This window comes from Kitasatospora sp. NPDC058190, assembly GCF_042883685.1.
Classification (GTDB): domain Bacteria; phylum Actinomycetota; class Actinomycetes; order Streptomycetales; family Streptomycetaceae; genus Kitasatospora.
In genome coordinates this window covers 1-18,629 of record NZ_JBHVVI010000082.1, presented here as the reverse complement: position 1 = coordinate 18,629, position 18,629 = coordinate 1, and the positions used below count along the sequence as shown (strand labels likewise).

General features: G+C 68.6%; 23 protein-coding genes and 2 pseudogenes. 15 read left to right on the top strand and 10 right to left on the bottom strand.

Going from position 1 to position 18,629, the window contains the following annotated elements:
• Positions 1-771: 771 nt before the first annotated feature.
• The gene (locus tag ACFVWU_RS30730) at positions 772-1,458 is read right to left on the bottom strand and encodes an HAD family hydrolase (protein ID WP_387627033.1); all 687 of its coding nucleotides are present in this window, start codon (positions 1,456-1,458) and stop codon (positions 772-774) included.
• Between the two features lie 323 nt (positions 1,459-1,781).
• Positions 1,782-2,153 (bottom strand): low affinity iron permease family protein, encoded by a 372-nt coding sequence (locus tag ACFVWU_RS30725; protein ID WP_387627032.1) that lies wholly within the window; start codon positions 2,151-2,153, stop codon positions 1,782-1,784.
• A 324-nt stretch (positions 2,154-2,477) separates the two neighbouring features.
• Between ACFVWU_RS30725 and ACFVWU_RS30720 the strand changes: the two genes are divergently transcribed.
• From ACFVWU_RS30720 to ACFVWU_RS30710, 3 genes are all read left to right on the top strand, one after another.
• Positions 2,478-2,645, top strand: a complete 168-nt coding sequence (locus ACFVWU_RS30720) for a hydrophobic protein (protein ID WP_387627031.1) — start codon at positions 2,478-2,480, stop codon at positions 2,643-2,645.
• A 118-nt stretch (positions 2,646-2,763) separates the two neighbouring features.
• Positions 2,764-3,120 (top strand): PRC-barrel domain-containing protein, encoded by a 357-nt coding sequence (locus tag ACFVWU_RS30715; RefSeq protein WP_387627029.1) that lies wholly within the window; start codon positions 2,764-2,766, stop codon positions 3,118-3,120.
• Between the two features lie 16 nt (positions 3,121-3,136).
• Positions 3,137-3,304: a hypothetical protein gene (locus tag ACFVWU_RS30710; RefSeq protein ID WP_387627028.1), complete on the top strand. Its 168-nt coding sequence runs from the start codon at positions 3,137-3,139 to the stop codon at positions 3,302-3,304.
• Positions 3,305-3,682: 378 nt separating this feature from the next.
• On the opposite strand, the gene ACFVWU_RS30705 is transcribed toward ACFVWU_RS30710, so the two are convergent.
• Complete coding sequence (locus tag ACFVWU_RS30705; RefSeq protein WP_387627026.1) at positions 3,683-4,180, bottom strand: DUF6328 family protein; 498 nt, start codon at positions 4,178-4,180, stop codon at positions 3,683-3,685.
• 444 nt (positions 4,181-4,624) lie between these two features.
• On the opposite strand from ACFVWU_RS30705, the gene ACFVWU_RS30700 reads away from it, so the two are divergent.
• Positions 4,625-4,870, top strand: coding sequence for a hypothetical protein (locus ACFVWU_RS30700; RefSeq protein WP_387627024.1), 246 nt, complete (start codon positions 4,625-4,627; stop codon positions 4,868-4,870).
• A 161-nt stretch (positions 4,871-5,031) separates the two neighbouring features.
• Here the strand turns inward: ACFVWU_RS30700 and ACFVWU_RS30695 are convergent, their stop codons facing one another.
• The gene (locus tag ACFVWU_RS30695) at positions 5,032-6,072 is read right to left on the bottom strand and encodes a PHP domain-containing protein (protein ID WP_387627023.1); all 1,041 of its coding nucleotides are present in this window, start codon (positions 6,070-6,072) and stop codon (positions 5,032-5,034) included.
• A 59-nt stretch (positions 6,073-6,131) separates the two neighbouring features.
• Between ACFVWU_RS30695 and ACFVWU_RS30690 the strand changes: the two genes are divergently transcribed.
• On the top strand, positions 6,132-7,775 hold the full coding sequence (locus ACFVWU_RS30690; protein WP_387627021.1) for a CHAD domain-containing protein: 1,644 nt from the start codon (positions 6,132-6,134) through the stop codon (positions 7,773-7,775).
• A gap of 116 nt (positions 7,776-7,891) precedes the next feature.
• Here the strand turns inward: ACFVWU_RS30690 and ACFVWU_RS30685 are convergent, their stop codons facing one another.
• Both ACFVWU_RS30685 and ACFVWU_RS30680 read right to left on the bottom strand, forming a co-directional pair.
• Positions 7,892-8,344 (bottom strand): hypothetical protein, encoded by a 453-nt coding sequence (locus ACFVWU_RS30685; protein WP_387627020.1) that lies wholly within the window; start codon positions 8,342-8,344, stop codon positions 7,892-7,894.
• A 386-nt stretch (positions 8,345-8,730) separates the two neighbouring features.
• The gene (locus ACFVWU_RS30680) at positions 8,731-8,988 is read right to left on the bottom strand and encodes an ATP-binding protein (RefSeq protein WP_387627018.1); all 258 of its coding nucleotides are present in this window, start codon (positions 8,986-8,988) and stop codon (positions 8,731-8,733) included.
• Between the two features lie 29 nt (positions 8,989-9,017).
• On the opposite strand from ACFVWU_RS30680, the pseudogene ACFVWU_RS30675 reads away from it, so the two are divergent.
• Positions 9,018-9,131, top strand: a pseudogene (locus ACFVWU_RS30675) (ATP-binding protein); the annotation flags it as partial.
• Positions 9,132-9,722: 591 nt separating this feature from the next.
• Here ACFVWU_RS30675 and ACFVWU_RS30670 read toward each other — a convergent pair.
• Positions 9,723-10,535, bottom strand: a complete 813-nt coding sequence (locus ACFVWU_RS30670) for a tyrosine-type recombinase/integrase (RefSeq protein ID WP_387627016.1) — start codon at positions 10,533-10,535, stop codon at positions 9,723-9,725.
• A gap of 495 nt (positions 10,536-11,030) precedes the next feature.
• On the opposite strand from ACFVWU_RS30670, the pseudogene ACFVWU_RS30665 reads away from it, so the two are divergent.
• Positions 11,031-11,183, top strand: a pseudogene (locus tag ACFVWU_RS30665) (ATP-binding protein); the annotation flags it as partial.
• 55 nt (positions 11,184-11,238) lie between these two features.
• Here the strand turns inward: ACFVWU_RS30665 and ACFVWU_RS30660 are convergent.
• From ACFVWU_RS30660 to ACFVWU_RS30650, 3 genes are all read right to left on the bottom strand, one after another.
• A complete protein-coding gene (locus tag ACFVWU_RS30660; RefSeq protein ID WP_387627015.1) occupies positions 11,239-11,472 on the bottom strand; it encodes a hypothetical protein in 234 nt (77 codons plus the stop codon).
• Positions 11,473-12,131: 659 nt separating this feature from the next.
• On the bottom strand, positions 12,132-13,205 hold the full coding sequence (locus tag ACFVWU_RS30655; RefSeq protein WP_387627013.1) for an SRPBCC family protein: 1,074 nt from the start codon (positions 13,203-13,205) through the stop codon (positions 12,132-12,134).
• Between the two features lie 3 nt (positions 13,206-13,208).
• Positions 13,209-14,006 (bottom strand): histone protein, encoded by a 798-nt coding sequence (locus ACFVWU_RS30650; RefSeq protein WP_387627011.1) that lies wholly within the window; start codon positions 14,004-14,006, stop codon positions 13,209-13,211.
• Positions 14,007-14,475: 469 nt separating this feature from the next.
• On the opposite strand from ACFVWU_RS30650, the gene ACFVWU_RS30645 reads away from it, so the two are divergent.
• The 8 genes from ACFVWU_RS30645 (at position 14,476) to ACFVWU_RS30610 (ending at position 18,306) form a co-directional block, all read left to right on the top strand.
• Positions 14,476-14,862 carry a gas vesicle protein gene (locus tag ACFVWU_RS30645; protein WP_387627009.1) on the top strand — a complete coding sequence of 129 codons (387 nt, stop codon included), beginning with the start codon at positions 14,476-14,478 and terminating at the stop codon, positions 14,860-14,862.
• A 65-nt stretch (positions 14,863-14,927) separates the two neighbouring features.
• Positions 14,928-15,377 carry a gas vesicle structural protein GvpA gene (locus ACFVWU_RS30640; protein ID WP_387627007.1) on the top strand — a complete coding sequence of 150 codons (450 nt, stop codon included), beginning with the start codon at positions 14,928-14,930 and terminating at the stop codon, positions 15,375-15,377.
• A gap of 1 nt (position 15,378) precedes the next feature.
• On the top strand, positions 15,379-16,092 hold the full coding sequence (locus ACFVWU_RS30635) for a GvpL/GvpF family gas vesicle protein (RefSeq protein ID WP_387627005.1): 714 nt from the start codon (positions 15,379-15,381) through the stop codon (positions 16,090-16,092).
• A 12-nt stretch (positions 16,093-16,104) separates the two neighbouring features.
• On the top strand, positions 16,105-16,356 hold the full coding sequence (locus ACFVWU_RS30630; RefSeq protein ID WP_387627003.1) for a gas vesicle protein GvpG: 252 nt from the start codon (positions 16,105-16,107) through the stop codon (positions 16,354-16,356).
• A 40-nt stretch (positions 16,357-16,396) separates the two neighbouring features.
• A complete protein-coding gene (gvpJ, locus tag ACFVWU_RS30625; protein ID WP_387627002.1) occupies positions 16,397-16,843 on the top strand; it encodes a gas vesicle protein GvpJ in 447 nt (148 codons plus the stop codon).
• Positions 16,840-17,649, top strand: coding sequence for a GvpL/GvpF family gas vesicle protein (locus tag ACFVWU_RS30620; RefSeq protein WP_387627000.1), 810 nt, complete (start codon positions 16,840-16,842; stop codon positions 17,647-17,649). Before gvpJ ends, ACFVWU_RS30620 begins: the two co-directional genes overlap by 4 nt.
• Complete coding sequence (locus ACFVWU_RS30615; protein WP_387626998.1) at positions 17,646-17,906, top strand: gas vesicle protein; 261 nt, start codon at positions 17,646-17,648, stop codon at positions 17,904-17,906. Before ACFVWU_RS30620 ends, ACFVWU_RS30615 begins: the two co-directional genes overlap by 4 nt.
• Entirely contained in the window at positions 17,896-18,306 is a 411-nt protein-coding gene (locus ACFVWU_RS30610) for a gas vesicle protein K (protein ID WP_387626996.1), read from the top strand. The genes ACFVWU_RS30615 and ACFVWU_RS30610 overlap by 11 nt, the downstream gene beginning before the upstream one ends.
• The last annotated feature ends 323 nt before the right edge of the window (positions 18,307-18,629 follow it).

Below are 18,629 nucleotides of genomic sequence, written 5' to 3'. Positions count from 1 at the left end.
GACGCGCAACGTCGCCGAGACGGCCAGGGGCAAGACCAAGGAAGCCGTCGGCAAGGCGACGGGTGACCGGACGACGGAGTCCGCTGCGGACAAGGGCGAGGCGGGTGCCTGGCCAACCGAGGGGTCAGGAGCAGGGCCGCAGACCTGCGCCGCCGATGTAATCGAGAGCCTTGTCCAGGTTGACCGGCGGAGGGGCGCCGCCCCGGCCCATGGAGGACAAGACGCCCGACCAAGGCCTGGAGTACCGGCGATTGTTTGCCTGTCGGAGAGGCATGAGACGTCGGGGCCGCGAGTTCCGCTCCGATCTGCCCGGCACTGGCCAGCCATAGCGGGCTCGCGGGTGAGCTGGGCGGCGTAGACACGGGGTACACCCGCACCGGGCCGAGTTGCCCGAGGCTCCTGGCCCGCCCGGCACCAGTGCCTGACAGAGTATGGGCCAGATGGCGCGGCCGGGTGACGTTGGAGGCCACTGCCAGGTCCGCCACCCCCGTGAAGTTCCGCGGCCTCGGGTTGGGGATGGAGGGTGAGGTGGGCACGTCGGCCGGCGCACGGTGCGCATCGCGGCGGAGGGCTCGAGGGCGTGCACGGCGCGGGCGCCAGCTGCCAGTGCCACGCCCGAATCGATGTCGAGGATCCCGTGCCGGGCACGGCGGGCGGCATCGGCGAAGCGCCACTGGGCCTGGCGGCGGTCGGTCTCGGCCTGCAGCAGGTCGTAGAGCTCGACCGTGACTGCGTACTTCTCTCCGGTCGTGCCGTCCACCCCGACGCGCTCTACCGGGATCCGGCCGTATAGCGGTTCGGGTCGGCAAGCGCGCTGCCGTCAAGACCTGTGAGCAGTTCGGCCACCGTGGTGTGGACCTCGAGGGCGCCGGCCGCGCGCAGGACCCGCTCACCGAAGCCGCCGGACAGCACCGCGATACAGGGAACCTTGGCCTGGCCCGCTGCCTGCACGTCCCAGGGGGTGTCGCCGACGAACAGCGCCTGCTGCGGTCCGATGCCGGCCTTGTCGAGGGCGGCATGGACGAGGTCGGGGGCGGGCTTGCTGGCGTCCACGTCGTCGGCGCTGGTCGCGGCGTCGATCACGTCGTCGGCGTCCAGGACGCGGCGCATCACGGCTAGGTCCCGCGCCGAGGCGGAGGAGGCCAGGACGATGCTCCACCCGCGCCGCTTCAGCTCCCGCAGCAGGTCGGCGGCGCCGTCGAAGGCCCGCAGGCCGGGCCACAACCGGGCGAACAGCGCCTGGTGTGCCGCGCTGATCGCCTCGTCCTCGCTCCGGTCGCGGTCGTCACCGAGTACATGGTCCAGGAGCTGGTCGCCGCCCATGCCGATCGCCCCGTGGATGCGCGCCATCACCGGGTGGTGGCTGAACTGGGCGAGTGCCTCGGTCCAGGCGATCGTATGCCAGTAGCTGGTGTCCAGCAGAGTTCCGTCGACATCGAACAGCGCCGTGGCCGGCATCAGCTGCCTCCTCATCGCTCACGCCAGGATGATCCGCCGATCTTCGACGCTACGGCCCACCAGCCGGTCCCGCGCGCCACCCCACCCGATCGGCCCCCGTTTACGGCCACCTCGGCGCCGAGCTCCACGGCGTACGCGGCGGTTCGGGCACGCCCCTAGCCGTTGGGCGCGGCCTGGTCGTACTCCGCGCCGCGCACCTGGCCCGGGGGAGAGGAGACCACCGGCGAGGACGAGGAACCCGAGATCCGCCCCCGCGGGATGTGTGACCGCCCTTGCGCCTCGCTCGCTCACGCAGCAGCTCTGCCTGAACAGTGCCGCCCGCGCTACAAGCGTTCCTCCATTCGGATGGCTGCCTTCAGGTCCTCGTGGGCTTGCCCGCGCTTGCCCTCCTGCTGCTCCAGCATGGCGCGGGCGATGGCGTCGAGCTTGCGCTGGATGGCGTGCTCGGCCCGCCGCTCGGAGTTCTTCAGCATCGCCAACAACAGCAGCGTCACCGCGCTCATCGTGTCTCCCACCACCAGCCGCCACTCGGTGGACAGCCCCGCCACGTTCACGGCCACGAATACCCCCACCAACAACAGGCACAGCAGCGCGAACAGTGGCGAGCTGGTGAAGTTCGACGCCAGCTCCGCGAACTCCTCGAACCGGCCACGCTGGCCGTCCTCGCGCTTGCGCGCCGGATGCTGAAACACCATGTCCGCCGCCCTTCTCCGTCCGCGGCTGCCGTGCGTGACACGGGCGGAGGGCGGCGACAGAAGGCCGCTCCGTCCATGGACCCGGCCCGGCCAGGCGCAGCTTACCTTTTTTACCTTCGCCTCACCGGCTGCGGAGCGCACCCCCAGCGGCGTCCTGAGTGCAGTGGGAAGCGCCGAAGGACGCGGCCCGCGTCGCCCCTGATTCCTGGCACCGGCCAGAACAGGCCGATCCTCGGCGATCTGCGCCGAGGACAGTCCGGGCGGCGTGTCTACGCATCATTCGTGCCGAGCTGGGCAAACGACCGGACGAGGAAGGTGATCACCATGGTCGCGCTGCTGCTGGTTCTGCTCATCATCGTGGTGCTGTTCGGGGCAGGTTTCGCCCTCCACATTCTGTGGTGGGTGGCGCTGGCCGTCCTGGTGTTGTGGCTGCTCGGATTCCTTGTCCGTGGTGCCTCTGGATCAGGCCGCGCCCGCTGGTACCGCTGGTGACCGACTGCGCGCGCCGTGCCAGGGCCTCGAAGCCCTGGTTGACCTGTCCGCAGGCGGAGTACCGCCACTGGCGACAGGATGGACGCCAAGGAGCGAACGGGCGAACGGAGGCAGGTGCATGATTCAGATTGCCGATATCCGGGAGTGGCGCGAGCACGACGTCGTTGACGTGGATGGAAAGAAGATCGGCACCATGGAGTCGGTCTATGTGGACACCGCCTCCGACGAGCCTTCTTTCGCGACGGTCATCGTCGGTCTACCCACCCGCCGCCGGCTGGTCTTCGTCCCGCTCGGCGGGGCGCAGGTCGGCCCCGGCTACCTAAAGGTCGCCTTCGTCAAGTCCCTGGTGAAGAATGCCCCGGCCATCGACACCGACGGCGTACTGCCGGCCGAACAGGAGCCGGACGTCTTTGCGCACTACCAGCTGAAATACCTGCCGGGCGCTGGCGGAGAACGCCGCCTGGCCAGGCGCTGATCGACGGGAGGATTGGATGGTCTGGGTGCTGTTGCTCGTCCTCGCGGCGGTCGTCCTCGGCATCGTCGGAGCCGTCGCCCACGGACTGTTTTACCTGCTCATCGTCGGTGTGCTCGTCTTCGTCGTCGCGCTCGTGGTGGGTGCCGCGCGCTTCCGGCATACCGGACGCCGTCCCGTGCGCTGAACCCCTGTGGCTGGCAAGGCCGCAGAACGCATGGCGAAGCCCAGGGCCCCCGGGCCAGCGCCAGCGGGCGGCCGACCGGACGCGGTCTCTGCGTGGTCCGACCCGGGTGCCACCGGTGGCCGTCGGCGAGAAATGCCGTCACTCTGCCGGGCACGCCCGGCGCGCACCGGCCGCCGGAGGTTTTTGTCGTCTACTCCACCGGTCCACCGGCGAGGTCACCTCGGACGGCGAGCCGGTGTGCGGGGACGGGCCCGGCGCGTTCCGCGTGTAGATCACCGGGGAGGTTGCCCGGCCGCTGGCCGCCGCCTCCGGATCGGGCCAACAAGCCAACTTTCCTGCACGCCGTCCCACTACCGTGATCGCCGGAAGGCGAGAGAATCATGCCTCGGGTCGTGTCGCTCGACGCCTGCCTGCGCGCAGTGCGATCCAGGGCAGCACGAGCCAGCAGACGGCGAACCAGAACACCACCGCGCCCGCGACCGCCCAGGCGATGCCCGATCCGGTGGCGACGTGCAGGAGCAGTGCCAGGGCGGCGCCGACGGTGATGCCGAGCAGAACCAGCCCCAGGACGATCATCCTGGCGCCGGCGCGGACGAGCTCGGGCATCATCTGGTGTCCGGCCAGGAAGCGGTGGAAGGCGACGGGGGCGATCAGCGTGCCGGTGGCGACCGCACCTAGGACAACCGTGACGTCGTACAGCGTCCGGTCGGCCGGACTGATCTGGATGAATCGGGGAGTGAACACCACACTGATCAGGAACCCGAAAAGGATCTGCGCGCCGGTCTGGGCGACACGCACCTCCTGGAGCATCTCCTCCCACTTGCGGTCCGCCTTCTCCTCCGACTCTTCGTTCCCGTCCTTCCCGTTCTCGCCCACTTTTTGTCCTTTCGGCCGTACCAGTCCTTCCGTCCCCCATGATTCGCCATCGCCCCCAACCGTGCGCGGTCAGCCGCGCGCTGTGGGTGGGGGGTGCTACCGGCCGTGACCTCACCAGCGGTGGCACCTACCGCTTCGTCGGCACCGACACGGAGCGCACCGAAACCCCGCCGTCCCGGATCCGGCTGACCTTCGAGCTCGCCTTCCTAAAGTTCCGCCGGTCCCGGTCAAGTTCCTGACCCTGAGCGTCTCCCTTGCCGGTGACGGCACACGGCGCCGTCGCGGCCACCGCCAACGGCGGGGGCGGCAGCGCCTGACCCCACCCCCGGCCTGAGCGCCGCGGGTCCCGCGCCCCGGGGCCCATGCCCCGGGTCGCACGGGACGACCCCGCTCCTGCGCCGGTCCGTCCACGCCGCCTGCGCGGCGCCCGCGGACACGGGGGAGGTGGCTGATCAAGAGCTGGTTCCCGGACCTGGCCAGCCGGCGGCTGAGCAGCTGACCTGGCCGGAGATCGAGGAACACCGCGACTACATCAAGCAGCTGCTGGAGACCACCACAGGCACTACGATCCATCAATGCCTGCGCGACGAGCAGAAGTTGAAGGCTTCGCTTGCATCGTTTCGGCGGTGGGTGCAACGCGAACCTGCCGGACGAGGCGGCCCGCTCGAAGGTCACGGTGCTGCGGGATGACGTCGCGCCGGGCTCGGAGGCCCAGATCGACTACGGCGTCCTGGGGCAGTGGATCAACCCGAGGACCGGCAAACGGCATCGGTGCGGGGTCACGCTGCCCCGCTCGTGACCGTCGGTGTGGGCGCCCACCTGCAGGCAGCGTGAGCCGTGTCACGTCTGCCTCAAGGTGGAGCGCCCGGCCGGGCGATAGCAGGCCCTGCGGCTGTGCGCCGTGCGGTCCAGTTCAGCAGCCGCCCGATCGGCCAGGTCGTCACCAGTCGGTCCGGGCCCAGGCCGGCCCGCGCGGCGCGGGCGTACCCGGTGGACTGCCAGTGCAGTTGCTCGGGGGCGTGGGCGTCAGTATCCACGGCGAACAGGCAGCCTGCCTCGGCCGCCAGCAGGAGTAGGTCGTCGGGTGGGTCGCGCCGCTCGGGCCGGCAGTTGATCTCGACCGCCGTGCCGGCCTCGGCGCATGCGGCGAAGACGGCCTCGGCGTCGAACGGGGACTGCGGTCGGCCCCGGCCGGTGATGATCCGGCCGGTGCAGTGCCCGAGTACGTCGGTGTGTGGGTTGCGCACCGCCGCCACCAGGCGGGCGGTCATCGGCCCGGGTTCTGAGCGGAGCTTGGAGTGTACGGAGGCCACCACCACGTCGAGCCGCGCGAGCAGGTCCTCCTCCTGGTCGAGCGAGCCGTCCTGGAGGATGTCGCACTCGATACCGGTCATCAGCCGAAAGCCTGGGCCGAGGTGGGCATTGACGGTGGACACCTCCTCCAGTTGGCGCCGCAGCCGTTCGGGACTCAAGCCGTGGGCGATCGTCAGGCGCGGCGAGTGATCGGTCAGCACGGCCCAGCTATGTCCCAGGGCACGGGCCGCCTCCGCCATCTCCTCGATCGGGCTGCCGCCGTCCGACCAGTCGGAGTGCAGGTGGCAGTCCCCCGCGCTGGCCGCCGCCAACTCCCAGCTGACCCGGGCGGCCGGCCCGGTCTGCGCCTCCAACCGGGCGAGATAAGCCGGGACCTCGCCGACGGATGCCTGGGCGATCACTTCGGCGGTCACCGGGCCCACCCCAGGCAGCCGCCGGGCCCACGCCGCGTCGATCGGGCCCGGCGGTAGGTCGCGGACGGCGCCGGCCGCCGTGTGGAAGGCACGCACCCGGTACGGGGAGGCACCGCTCCACTCCAGGAGGAAGGCGATCCGCCGCAGCGCTTCGACCGGATCCATGCCCCCAGTGTCCTCCGGTCTTCACGCTTGGCCGCAGCTGGCGCGGGCACGCGCAGGGCATGAGCACACAACATGTGGAGACGGAGCGGAAGTACGACGGGACCACACTTCCCAAACGGCTCGACCGGGTGCCCGGTGTCGCGACCGCGCAGAACGCCGAACCCCAGGACCTCGACGCCATCTACTACGACACCCAAGACCTGCGCCTGCTGCGTCGCCACATCACCCTGCGCCGGCGCACCGGCGGCAGCGACGCCGGCTGGCACCTGAAACTGCCGCGCGGCGACGATGAGCGCCAGGAGACGCGGCTGCCGCTGGCGGCCGGCGGCCCCAACGACGTCCCGGCCGAACTCGCGGGACTCGTCGCGGCCTTCGTCCGCGGCACCAACCTCGCCCCGGTCGCACACCTGCACACCCGCCGCGCCCAGCTGCTGCTGTGCGACGGTCGGGGATGCACGCTCGCGCAGATCACCGAAGACCGGGTCGCGGCCCAGATCCTCGATGCCAAACGGGTGCTCGTCGAGCCCTCGGGCGATCAGGCCGCTCTCGCCGAAAATGACACGGCCGGATACCGGTCCGAAGGTGAAGTCGGCCCGGCGGGCGGGACCAGTACAGAGGTCAGTGGGTGGACCGAGTTCGAGGTCGAGCTGGAGCACGGCACACCGGCCCTGTTGAACCGGATCGAGACCGTGTTCGCCGACGCGGGGCTGGTGCGCTCGGCCTGGCCCTCGAAGCTTTCCCGGGCGCTCGGCAAGCCCCGCATGTCCGAAGCCCGCTTGGCCGGGTCACCGCGCGCCCCGGCGGCAGGGTCGGCCGGCGCTCTCGTCATGGACGCCTTCCGAGCCCAGCGCGATGCGCTCCTCGCCCGCGATGCGGCCGTGCGCAGCGGCCAGGCGGACTCCGTACATCGCATGCGGGTCACCGCGCGCCGGCTGCGGAGCTTGCTCAAGGCCCACCGGCGGCTCTTCGAGCGCGACCGCGCCGAGCCCCTGGCCGCAGAACTTCGCTGGCTCGGCAGGGTACTGGGCCGGGCCCGCGACCAGGAAGTACTCGGCGAGGAACTGGTGAACCTGCTGGACGCCGTCCCCGCCCAGCTACGCCAAGGCGCTCTACGAGGTCGACTCACCAAACGCTACGCCGAGAGCTACAGGCAGGCCTGGCAGCAAGCGGTCGCCGAACTCGACGGCGCACGCTACTTCGCCCTCCTGGACGGCCTCGACGCCTTCGCCACCGACCCGCCACTACGGCACCGAGCGAACCGAAAGGCGCGCGGATACTTGTCCGTCGCGCTGCGGCGCGAGCAGCGCCGGACCCTGAAACGTCTCGACCGCGCCCTGCGCACCGAGCCGGGCCCGCACCGCGACCAGGCGCTGCACCGCGCCCGCAAGGCCGCCAAACGCGCCCGCTACACCGCCGACCAGGGCCAATCGCACATCCCGCGCCGCACGGCGAAACGAGCAGCGAAGTTCGGTATCCAGATGAAGAAGCTGCACAAGGTGCTGGGCACGCACCAGGACAGCGTGGTGACGCTACAGGAACTGATCGCCCTCGAAAGCCAGGACCCCGGTAGCAGCGACGACCGGCACGCCTTCGCCTACGGTGTCCTCTACGAACGCCAGCGGCACACCGCCGAAGCCGCACAGAAGCACTTGCCGAAGCTGCGCCGGCGGGCTGGTCGCCGCAAGCTCACGCAGCTGCCCTGACCAGCGCGCCGCACGTGTCGTTCGGCATGACCCAGAGCTTGCCCCAGCGGCGCTGGTCCAGCATGGGGGCGCCGGTGGTGGTGTAGGCGGGGGCGAGCGCGGGTCCAGCAGGGCACCTAGGAGTCGCGACCGAGCGCGGCCCGGCCCCGGGTGGTGAACCATCGCCGCTGGTTGGCAGCGTGCGGACATCGCGGAGCAACGGCCGGCGCGCCTGGAACCTCCAGGACTGGATCGGGGAGAGGTTCCGCCTGCCCGCTGCCGACCCGAAGGTCAAGCCGACCTCCCCTGCCCGACGCGTCGGCCTCCGCCATTTCCCGGCCGAAGAGGCCGCCAACCTTGTGCGGGCACGCTGGGGGCTCGGCGACCCCCCGATCGGGAACATGCTGCACCTGCTGGAACCGGGTGTTCTCGCTCTCCCGCAACTGCAGCGCAGTGGACGCATTTTCCTTCGAAACCTCGGCGTACCGTTCGTCCTGCTGAACACCGGCAAGATCGCCGAGCGTAGCCGCTTCGACGAAGCCCGCGAGCTCGGCCACCTCGTTCTGCACGGCGAGGAGCAGATTCCGCATGGCCCCGACGCCGAATCCGGGGCCCACCAGATGCCCGCGGCCGACTACTCGCCCGCGCCCCCAAGGGCCCGTCCACGGCATGGATCCTCCAGGCCAGACGGCATTCGGAGATTAGCCGCGGTGGCGTTAGCGCACCGCCTTCACGAGCTGGGCCTGTCCACGGAAATGGCAGTACCGCACCCACTGCGTCGAACTCGGCCAGTTCGGCTACGACGCACCCGGTGGGCTCCACCGGGAGACGCTCCAGGTCCTTGCCAAGGTGTCTGTGCACTACGTGTGGAGGGAGTGAAGCTCTCCGATGTCGCCCGTGTCGGCAACGGCTCAAAACGGGCCGGTTCCAACGGTTCAGTTGTGGGCCATCCGTTGGTCTCGCTGGATGGTGTGCGTCAGTCGTTGTCGTCGGTAGGGATGCGTCCGAGTTCGCGTCCTCGCATGCGGTAGGACTCGCCTTTGAGGGAGTGGACCTCGGCGTGGTGGACGAGTCGGTCGATCATGGCGGCGGCGACGGTCTCGTCGCCGAAGACCTCTCCCCAGCGCCCGAACGGCTTGTTCGAGGTGACGATCACGCTCGCGCGTTCGTATCTGTTCGAGATCAGCTGGAAGAACAGGTTCGCGGCCTCTGATTCGAAAGGGATGTATCCCACTTCGTCCAGCTATGCCGATATCGGCATAGATCGATGAACTCGGATATATGGAACTCGATCGCAGGGGCGCCGAGTTGCTGTTCCAGGTTCTGACCGAGCGCGAGGAGAAGAACAGCGTCGCCATCGCCTCCAACGAGTCCTTCGGCAAAGCGCACGTGTTCCGGCGAACCTGTGCCAGGCGGTGCCGAAAGTCACCGGGTTCACCGGCGAAGATCGTGGTGTCGGTACACGCGGTTAGCATCCTCGCGTCGCAAGGGGTCAGTACCGCAGGAAAGAGACGACACGTGGGTGCATCGGGCTGGAGATACGTCGCGCCGTACCAGGAGGACCTCGGCGCCGCATTGCAGGCTTTGCGAGTGGCGGAGTTCGCCTCCGGCAACTACTGCAGCCCTACGGAGTGGGGCATGCCCGCGCCCGCCTCGGTCGACGAGCTGTTCGAGAACGAGCTCTACTGGGAGTTCCTGGGCACGAACGGCACCAATTCGGTGTTGGATGTCGGCCGGGTGATCTCTTCCGACGAGGATCATGGCTTCGGGACCGTGCGCCCGTTGGTCTCGTCCGTCATCCAGGCGGGCTTCGGCACCGACAAGCCGAGCCGCGCGGACTTCGACGCCATGGATTTCGAGGCTTTGGACGCTTTGGATCAGGTCCCGCGGTGGAGTGGGTGCTGCATGGTCCTCTGCAAGGACGGGATTCCGGACGAGATTGCCTTCTGGGGTGTCTCCGGAGACTGATCACCTGTTGGCGGGCAGGCGTCCGGCCTCGACATGGTCGGCGAGGTAGATCATGGTGGCTTCGGGGTCCATGCCGAACGCGGCGGCGACGAGCTTGGGGTCCATTGTGTTCACGAGGTAGACCAGGCGGGTGCTGCGGATCATCCGGGCCGGGTATCCGCATTCGTCAAGTACGTGGGAAAGATAGGCAGTTGAAGCCGGGCCCCGCCCGGCCTTCGTCCCTTTGGTAACCATGACGTGGGGGTTGGCCGTCGTCCATGCCGCTCGGTGGGCAAGGCATCGCTGGAGCACAGCCCAGGAAGCGGGATCCAGCGGGACGGGGTGCGGACGTTTGCCGAGTCGGACGGTCTGGGCGAGCGGGTCGATGTCGGTGATCTGGAGCATGCGGACCTCTGCGCTGGAGGCGCCGTGCAGCAGAGCGAGGATGCCGAGCATGGCTTCGTGCGGGTGAACGTGGTCGTCGCCGGTCCAGCGGTGGAAGAGGTCGCGCTGCTGGTCGAGAGTGAGGGTGCGGCCGCGGAAGCCGCCTGGCTCCTTCGCGGTCAGTCCGCGGGACGGGTCCACGAGGACGATGTGCTGCGAGCGGGCGAAGCGGAAGAACTGCCGCAGGACGACGAGTCGGCGCTGGCGGGCCTTGGGCAAGGTGACCAGGAAGGCCTCGATGTCGTGCACGTCGACGACGGCCCAGTCGTCCCTGCCACGGTGTTCGGTGAGGAAGCGGGCCAGATCCCGGAGGATGCCGAGGGCGGTTTCCAGCGTGTGATGGCTGCGGGGTCGGGTGCCGGCCCGGCGGGCCCGGTCCTGGGCCCGCATCCGGGAGGCGTCGAAGGCGGCGACGGCTGCCCGGAGGGGTCGGGGACGGCCTCGACGCGGCGCTTGCGCCGCCCGGCGGCGAGCCGTTCGGCCTGATCGGTGGGCAGGGCCAGGCCGTGCTGGGTGAAGAAGTCCTCGAGAGCGCGGGCGAAAGGGCCCATCGATCGTGCGGCGAGCGTCCGCTCCAGCAGGCCGATGTCGTTGTCGATCGTCACCGGACTGAACCCGCGGGCCCGCCACGAGGCGACGAACGCGTCCACGCACGCCGTCTGGAACTGCCACGGGTCCGTGGCCAGCGGTCCCTGCGGGACGCCCCCGCCCGCGATGACGTGCAGTCTCACCTCGGCCACCGGCACACCTTCCTCGCGCCTGAACGGTCAAGGCAGTGCCTTGAAAACCAGGCCGCTGCCGCGAGAACCAACGAGGACCGCAGGAACAGGAAACGGCCTGGTGGCAGCGGCAACTCGTGTGAGGGAACAAGTGCCAGCCCCAGATGGCTGGACCAAGACTTTCACCGACCCCCGTCTCTGCGCGGCCATCGTCGACCGACTCACCTTCGGCGGCAACATCATCGAGACGGGAACCGATTCCTACCGCCTCGCCACCACCCGCGCCCGGGCCGAACAGCACGCGGCAGCTGCCGGCTGAGGATCGCAGCAGGGTCTTCCTCGGCTGCACCCGACGGGCGCCGAGGAAGACCCTGTCACAGGTTCGGCTCGCCCGAAGAGGAGGACTGACCGAACACACGGGCCACCCAGCCGTCGAGCTGGACGCCGAACTCCCGAGCTGAAGCGATGTCCGAGGCCGGAAGGGCCCCGGCGTCGTCCATGCTGGCGACGTAGTCGACATCGGCCCAGCCACCACGGAACAGCACCACCGACAGCTCAGCCTCCGCCGGACCCGAGATGAGCACACCAACTGAGTCGGGATCGTTCACCAACGACCTGTCCGTCTCAAGTCGCTGAGGCCAGGGAGCGGCTTCATCACGCCAGGTCACCCGCCCCACTGTCAGGCCACCAGCCCGCCACCCCGGCGCCCGACCGGCTACTTCTGCAACCGCCTCATCAAGATCAATAACTCGTTCCATGGACAGATCATGGTCCATGCCCGGCGCGCTGTTCCACCGACTTCCACCAGAGCGACACGACCCAAGTGCTGCCACTTCTCGGCAACATTTCCCGTCGAACAGATCGACAACCGCTGTCGGAACTCGCCGACAAGTGCTGTCAGGTCTCACCTACGCAGCCAGGCCTGGACCGGCGAATGCCCCACCTGCCACCGCGAGTTACCCACCGCACACCGACCAGGGCCCACCGGACCACTCCAGACCTAACGAAGTGCATGGCTCTCGTCCAGCAGATCGTCGTAGCCACCGGTTCTCCAACTCCCAGATGGCAGGAGTTAGGTTCGCACCACCGGCCGATCGCGGTCCATACCGCGGCGCGGATTGCGGGTCCAGCCAATCGCGCCGCGCGGCGGGCGCGACTCTACGCGAGGCCGCCAAGATGCTGGAGGCCGCCGAGCCAACAAGGCATGAGAGTCACTCGACCAGAAAGACTTCCGCCCCTTGTGGACTGCCGGCACCGACCGGTCCTGCTAGCGAGCTTCGTCGCTGTACTCCTCGTCCTCCTCCTCTTGCGGCCGCTCGTCGTCCTCCTCGTAGTCGTAGTCGTCCTCAAGCTCCTGTTCGTCGGCTTCGTCCTCGGGCTCCTCTCCGTCCTCGTCGTACTCGTCTTCGGGCTCCTCTTCCTCGTCGTACTGGTCCTCGTCGTACTCGTCTTCGGGCTCCTCTTCCTCGTCGTACTGGTCCTCGTCGTACTCGTCTTCCTCCGGCTGGTCGCTCCGGGCGGCTTCTTCTTCGTCGATGGCTTCGTCGTGGGTACGGACGACCTCGCCGTCGCGGATCTCACCGCGCCAGCCCTCTGCCTCGTCGTTTGTCAGGGAGACGTGCCGCTGGAAGTTCTTGAAGTCCAGGCGCAGTCGCCGCCCCTGGGCGCGCCAGATGTTGCCGGTCTTCTCGAAGAAGCCGTGGGGGTAGTACTCGACGACGAGGACGATGCGGGTCAGGTTCGGGGCGAGCTCATGGAAGCTGACGGCCCCGCGGGTGCTGCCCTTGGCTCCTTCGGAGGTCCACACGATGCGCTCGTCTGGTATCTGTTCCTGGACTGTCGCCTTGAAGCTGCGCTTCGACGGCCCGACTTTCACCTTCCAGTCGGTGGTGACCTCATCGCCCTGGGAGACGCTCTGCACCCCCTTGGCGAAGCCGCTGAAGTCCTCGTACTGGGTCCAGTGATCGTAGGCAGTCCGCACCGGAACGCCGACATCCAGCGTCTCCACGATGTTCATCGTCTTCTTGCCGGCCTTGCGGCCGGGCTTGCCGCCTCCGCCGAACGTCTCTTTGGCCTTGTTGATGACGTCGTCCTTGAGGCTCTTGGCCTTTTCGCCGATAAGGGCCTTGAGCGGTGAGTCGCCCTGCAGGACGCGGGATCCAACCTTGGGCAGGACCCCGCCATTCTGAGCGACGTCACCGAGGGCGCCGGTCAGGTCAGAAACCTTGTCACCGGCCTTCTCCACCAGGTGCTCCAGCTGGGCGCCGATGTATCTGACGGCTTCCTCGCGCAGTCGGTCCACGCCCGACATGTCCGCGGACTTTTGTCCCGTGGCGGCCATGACTCACCTCCGTCGGGTGCGCGTCGACGGCTTGGCGGCGGTGCTCTTGCTCGCGGTCTTCTTCGCCGCGGTTCTCTTGGCGGGTGCGGCCGCCTTCTTGCCTGCGGGCTTGGATGCGGCGGTCTTCGAAGCAGCGGAGCGGGCCGGCAGCCGCTTCGCGGGAGAAGTGCTCTTGGCCGAGGTCTTCTTTGCCGCCGCCGTGGTCTTCTTCGCCGACGGTGCGGCCTTCTTGGCGGGCTTGCGAGCAGGGCTCTCGGGCGCGGGCCTGCTCGGTGCCGTACGGGAGGACTGCGGCCGGTCACCGCCAGCGGAGTCGGCGCTGCGGCGCCGTCGCGCAGATCTCGCCGGACGATGTTCCTCCTCGGGCTCCTCTTCCTCCTCGGGCTCCTCTTCCTCCTCCGGCTCTTCGTCCCATTCTTCCTCAGGCTCGCCCTCCTCCGGTTCCTCGTCGTACGGCTCTTCCTCTTCCTGCCCCTCGTCCGGCTTCGGTTTGCCGATATTGAGGGTGCGCTCCCTCAAGGTGTCGGCCAAGTCGCCGATGCGACGGTCAGCGGCTGCGGCGACCGCCTTCTTGCCGGCTTCCAGCAGCTCACCGCGGACCTGTTTGTTCAGTTCGGCGACCTGCGGAACCTCGCTGAGCCTGCGCATGCCTTCGGTGGCGAGCTGGCGCGGGTCCAGACCGAACCGGCGCCCTGCGAGGTAGGTGGCAGCGGCGAACGCGAGGCGCCCCTTCTTCGCGCGCCCAAGGACGTATCCGCCCGCGATAGCCGCCGCCAGGGCGACCTTGTTGATGTCCTTCATGGGGCATCCCTTTCCCGCGATCGCCCCTTCTCGAGTGATCGGCACCAGCGAAGGGGCCCGTCTGATGTCCTGCCGGACGCGAAACCGCCGAGCTTCTTGCCTGCGATGCTCGGCGTGTGAGAGCGACGGTCCGTCGCTGAGACTTCGGTCGCGGTTGCCCGCAGCCGCACCCGGACCAGGGCACGCGCCCTGAAAATCCAAGGGGTCTTCCCTTCACAGGCCCCGCAGATAGGGCCCGCCCGGTATTCCCAGTCTTGCATGCCGCCGTCGTCTGCGCGCACCCTGGAAGCGACCTCCCGCACGTTATGACGCAGTCCGCGCACTCGCCGCCCGCCCGCAGAGCGGTCGTTGCGGGGCACGGCCCGTGGTATCGGCGGCCACCCGTGAGACGCAAGCCGACAGATACTATTGGTGTCAGGCCTCTGTGGGCCGTGCGCGGCGCGGGTCGTCCCCGATCCGGAGAAGGAACATGACCGCAGGCAAGGAGCACGACGGCGCGGGGCCGAGGAAGGCCAGCCCGCATCCGACCGGGTCGCGGACCGGCATCGCCCGCCGCACGCAGAACCAGCCAGAACGCCCACGACGTCCCCGGCGCCGAGTCTCAGCGCCACAGGCCATGCGAAACGCCGCTGAGCAGCTGGCGGAACTTCTCGGGCGTGCTCCCGAGTCAGTGTCGGCGTTGAAGCCCGTCGAAGCCGGCTGGCAGGCCGATGTGGAGGTGGTGGAGCTGGAACGCATCCCCGAGACCACCAGCGTATTGGCCAGCTACCGGGTAACGCTGGACAAGGAGGGCGAACTGCAGTCCTACGAGCGGATCCGCCGCTACACGCGCGGACAGGTCGACCGGCCGACCTGACGAACTCCGTGGCGCGACGAAAGTGAGAACGCCCACCGCGAGGGCGGGCGGCGAAAGGAGGCACCGTGACCGTGGTGCCGCAAGGCGCAGCCAGTGTTTCCCGCAGCGGGAATACCGGAACTCTCTACGACGTCCTGGAACTGATCCTCGACCGAGGTCTGGTCATCGATGTCTTTGTCCGGGTCTCGCTGGTCGGCATCGAAATTCTCAAGGTGGACATCCGTATCGTCGTCGCCAGCGTCGACACGTATCTGCGCTTCGCCGAGGCGTGCAATCGCCTTGACCTGGAATCCGGGCGTAAAGCACCGACCCAACTCACCGACATCGTGGGGGAAATCACCGAAGGGGGTGCGCATGGCAAGAGCAAGGGTGCACTGAGCGGCGCCGTCGAAGCTGTCAGTGACGCTTTCCATCTCGGACGCGATAAGGACGAAGAAGAAGTGGAAGAGGACGAGGAGACCGCACCCAAGCGCACGAGGCCGACCCGCCGACCCACACGGCGGCGGGAGGAGTGAGATGACCGTCTACGTCTACTCCATCACCGCAGCCGATCACCCTCTCAACCTGACAGGCCTTGACGCCGTGGGCTCCGTCCCCACCGCACTCCGGTCCGTCGGCGCGGGACCACTGCGCGCCGTCGTCAGCGACGCGCCCACGGAGCTGCGACCCAAACGACGCGACTTGATGGCTCACCAGGCCGTCCAGGAACGCCTCATGGCGGACGGTACTGTCCTGCCTCTGCGCTTCGGTCTCACCGCCGCCGATGACGATGCCGTCCGCGCCGTCCTCGAGCAGCGCCGAGACGAGTACCTCCAACGTCTGGACCAGCTGGGAGGATGCGTTGAGTACCACCTCAAGGCCGCCGTCGACGAGGACGTCCTGCTGCGCCAGATCCTGCGGGACTCGCCCCAGGCCCGACAACTCAACGACGACATCAAGGCGGGCAACAGCAGCCCCGACCTGCCGCTCGCCCTCGGCGAACTCGTCGCGCAGGAAGTCATGGCCCGCCACCAGGCCCTGGCCGCCAGCATCGCCGAGGCACTGCGCCCCTATACCCGCCAGGAACGGGCGTCCGAGCCCACCGGAGACGACTTCCTGAGCATTTCCTTCCTGGTGGACTACGAGCATCGGGAGCTGTTCCTCACCGCGGAAAAGGGCCTCGCTGATGAACTCGGCGCGGATTGCGAATTCCGACTGCACGGCCCCCTGCCCGCCTACAGTTTTGTCTGAAAGGCGCGAACCATGGGTCTGATCACCCAGATCCTCACCTTCCCGCTGGCGCCCGTTCGCGGCACGGTCTGGGTGCTCGAACGTGTCGTAGAGACCGCCGAGAACGAGTTTTACGATCCTGCTCCCGTCGAGCAGGACCTCGCCGCGCTGGAGAGAGCCCTCCTGGCCGGGGAAATCGACGAGGAGACCTTCGACCGACGTGAGGACGAACTCCTAGACCGCCTCGAGGAGATCAGGGCCCACGCCCAGCACCGTGACCAGTGACAGCGCGGCCACCCAATGAGCGAACGGAGGGCAGCACACCGTGAGTGACCCCCTAGCCAACCGCCTCGCCTCGCTGCCCTCCCGAGCCGCCCCGCCCTACCAGCCCTCCTCCAGCAACCTCGCCGACATCCTGGAACGCGTCCTGGACAAGGGAATCATCATCGCCGGCGACATCCAGATCAACCTTCTCGACATCGAACTGCTCACCATCAAACTGCGCCTACTCATCGCCTCCGTGGACAAGGCCAAGGAAATGGGCATCGACTGGTGGGAACACGACCCCTCCCTCTCCTCCCGCGCCAATGGCGGCAACGCCTCCCGCCTCGAAGAGGAGAACCAGCACCTGCGCGAACAGATCGAGACCCTGCGCGCCAACGCCGCCCTTCCGCCCGCCGACAGGCGCGAAGAAGGCGCGGAGCCGCGCCGCCGGACACGCCCGACCAAGCGGCCCACCACTCGCCCACGACCCACCCCAGGTGACACATGAGCGCCGCCTCCCTCACCTACGCCTACGCCGTCGCTCGGGGCCGCAGCGCCACCCTGGCCAACGAGGTCGGCTCCATCACTGGCGTCGTTGGCTCAACCGTCCACCTAGTGCCGCGCGACTACGACGCCCCCCTGGTGGCAGTCGTCAGCCCCGTCCCCGCCAGTGACTTCCACGAGGCGGCACTACGCCGCCGCCTGGAGGAGCTCAGCTGGCTCGAAGCACTCGCCAGGGCACACAACGGCGTCATCGAAGCACTGACGGCACGCGCAACCGTCCTCCCCCTGCGCCTGGCAACGGTTTACCTCGACGAGGACCGGGTGCGCTCCATGCTCCACGACCACCGGACACTGTTCCTGGACACACTGGAGCACCTGGACGGCCACGTGGAGCTGGGCGTCAAGCTCTACATCGAATCCGCGTCCGACGTCTCAACCGCAGCAACGGCTCCTCCCGATCGAGGGCTCAGCCCGGGGCGCGCCTACCTGCGTCGGCGCCGCACCGAACAGGACGCACGCGACGACGCCCACCGGGCAGCCGAGCAGGCGGCAGAACGGATCGTGGCGATCGCCCGCGCCCACGCCGTGCAGCGGGTACGCCACCGCCTCCAGGAAGGAGAGCTGGCAATCGGCCCCGGGCAGAACGTGAGCAACGACGCCTACCTCGTACCCGCTGCCCACGCCCACGCCTTCCGCGAGGAGGCCATGCACGCCACCGACGGCCTCAGGGGCCTCCGCGTCGACGTCACCGGCCCCTGGGCCCCCTACTCCTTCGCCAGCCTCCCTGAGCCCGGCACGAGCACACCGTGAACCCCCCGGACGGCACCCCAGCCCCCCACGCCAGCACGTCACTGCCACAGCAACAGGTCGCCCTCATTGATCTGCTAGACCGACTGCTCAGCGGCGGAGTTGTCCTCACCGGCGACCTCGTCCTGTCCATCGCCGACATCGACCTCGTACAAATCTCGCTGCGCGCCCTCATCGTGTCGATCAGCGAACTCAACCCCGGCCCTAGCCCTAGCTCGGTTCGGGCCGAGCCGGACAAATGGGAACGAGATGAGCCCTGACCGAGCCGCTCCCCACCCAGACCGGCGGGAAGAAGTCGCCCAAGCCGCCGCACGCGCGTTCCGGCTTCTGCCGGCCACCGTGCACGAGAAGCCGCAGGCGGACCGCGGCTGGCCGCAGCAGATGCCGCGCAGGATCACCACCGACCCCGAGACGGTCGAACGAGACCTAATGAAACTCGTCCTCACCCTCGTTGAGCTTCTACGGCAGCTCATGGAACGTCAGGCTTTGCACCGTGTCGAGGCTGGCGACCTCACCGAGGAACAGGAGGAGAACCTGGGAGCCACCCTCATGGCTCTGCACGACCGTATGACCGATCTGTGCACCCGGTACGGGCTGTCCATGCAGGACCTGAACCTCGATCTAGGACCGTTGGGCCCCCTCCTGCCACCGGCCGAATAGCCCAAGTCCGTCGTACGCGGTTCACCGCGTTGTCGGCTGGCCGACGGCGCTCGCGGCGTGGGCGGTCGGACGGCTGCGGTCGCCACACGGGCGACGGCTGGGCGGGTGGTGTTCGACGGCCGCCAGCCGCGGGGCCAGAGCCAGCACTATCGCCGGACACAGGGCCATCCCGCAGGTGGTTGGTCGCGCACCAGCACCTGGTGGTCCACGTGGGGGCCGATGACGGAAGGAGGTTTCCCCCGGAACGTGGACACCCTGGACACTTGGATCGTGATGATCCGGAGAACAGGAGTTCCCGTTGGGGACGTACAAGTACTCGGCTG

What these genes read in the sequence shown, in the direction of transcription:
- ACFVWU_RS30730 (WP_387627033.1), bottom strand. Translation starts at nt 1,458, where the DNA reads ATGCCGGCCACGGCGCTGTTCGATGTCGACGGAACTCTGCTGGACACC.
- ACFVWU_RS30725 (WP_387627032.1), bottom strand. Translation starts at nt 2,153, where the DNA reads ATGGTGTTTCAGCATCCGGCGCGCAAGCGCGAGGACGGCCAGCGTGGC.
- ACFVWU_RS30720 (WP_387627031.1), top strand. Translation starts at nt 2,478, where the DNA reads ATGGTCGCGCTGCTGCTGGTTCTGCTCATCATCGTGGTGCTGTTCGGG.
- ACFVWU_RS30715 (WP_387627029.1), top strand. Translation starts at nt 2,764, where the DNA reads ATGATTCAGATTGCCGATATCCGGGAGTGGCGCGAGCACGACGTCGTT.
- ACFVWU_RS30710 (WP_387627028.1), top strand. Translation starts at nt 3,137, where the DNA reads ATGGTCTGGGTGCTGTTGCTCGTCCTCGCGGCGGTCGTCCTCGGCATC.
- ACFVWU_RS30695 (WP_387627023.1), bottom strand. Translation starts at nt 6,072, where the DNA reads ATGGATCCGGTCGAAGCGCTGCGGCGGATCGCCTTCCTCCTGGAGTGG.
- ACFVWU_RS30690 (WP_387627021.1), top strand. Translation starts at nt 6,132, where the DNA reads ATGAGCACACAACATGTGGAGACGGAGCGGAAGTACGACGGGACCACA.
- ACFVWU_RS30685 (WP_387627020.1), bottom strand. Translation starts at nt 8,344, where the DNA reads ATGCGGAATCTGCTCCTCGCCGTGCAGAACGAGGTGGCCGAGCTCGCG.
- ACFVWU_RS30670 (WP_387627016.1), bottom strand. Translation starts at nt 10,535, where the DNA reads ATGCGGGCCCAGGACCGGGCCCGCCGGGCCGGCACCCGACCCCGCAGC.
- ACFVWU_RS30655 (WP_387627013.1), bottom strand. Translation starts at nt 13,205, where the DNA reads ATGGCCGCCACGGGACAAAAGTCCGCGGACATGTCGGGCGTGGACCGA.
- ACFVWU_RS30650 (WP_387627011.1), bottom strand. Translation starts at nt 14,006, where the DNA reads ATGAAGGACATCAACAAGGTCGCCCTGGCGGCGGCTATCGCGGGCGGA.
- ACFVWU_RS30645 (WP_387627009.1), top strand. Translation starts at nt 14,476, where the DNA reads ATGACCGCAGGCAAGGAGCACGACGGCGCGGGGCCGAGGAAGGCCAGC.
- ACFVWU_RS30635 (WP_387627005.1), top strand. Translation starts at nt 15,379, where the DNA reads ATGACCGTCTACGTCTACTCCATCACCGCAGCCGATCACCCTCTCAAC.
- ACFVWU_RS30630 (WP_387627003.1), top strand. Translation starts at nt 16,105, where the DNA reads ATGGGTCTGATCACCCAGATCCTCACCTTCCCGCTGGCGCCCGTTCGC.
- ACFVWU_RS30620 (WP_387627000.1), top strand. Translation starts at nt 16,840, where the DNA reads ATGAGCGCCGCCTCCCTCACCTACGCCTACGCCGTCGCTCGGGGCCGC.
- ACFVWU_RS30610 (WP_387626996.1), top strand. Translation starts at nt 17,896, where the DNA reads ATGAGCCCTGACCGAGCCGCTCCCCACCCAGACCGGCGGGAAGAAGTC.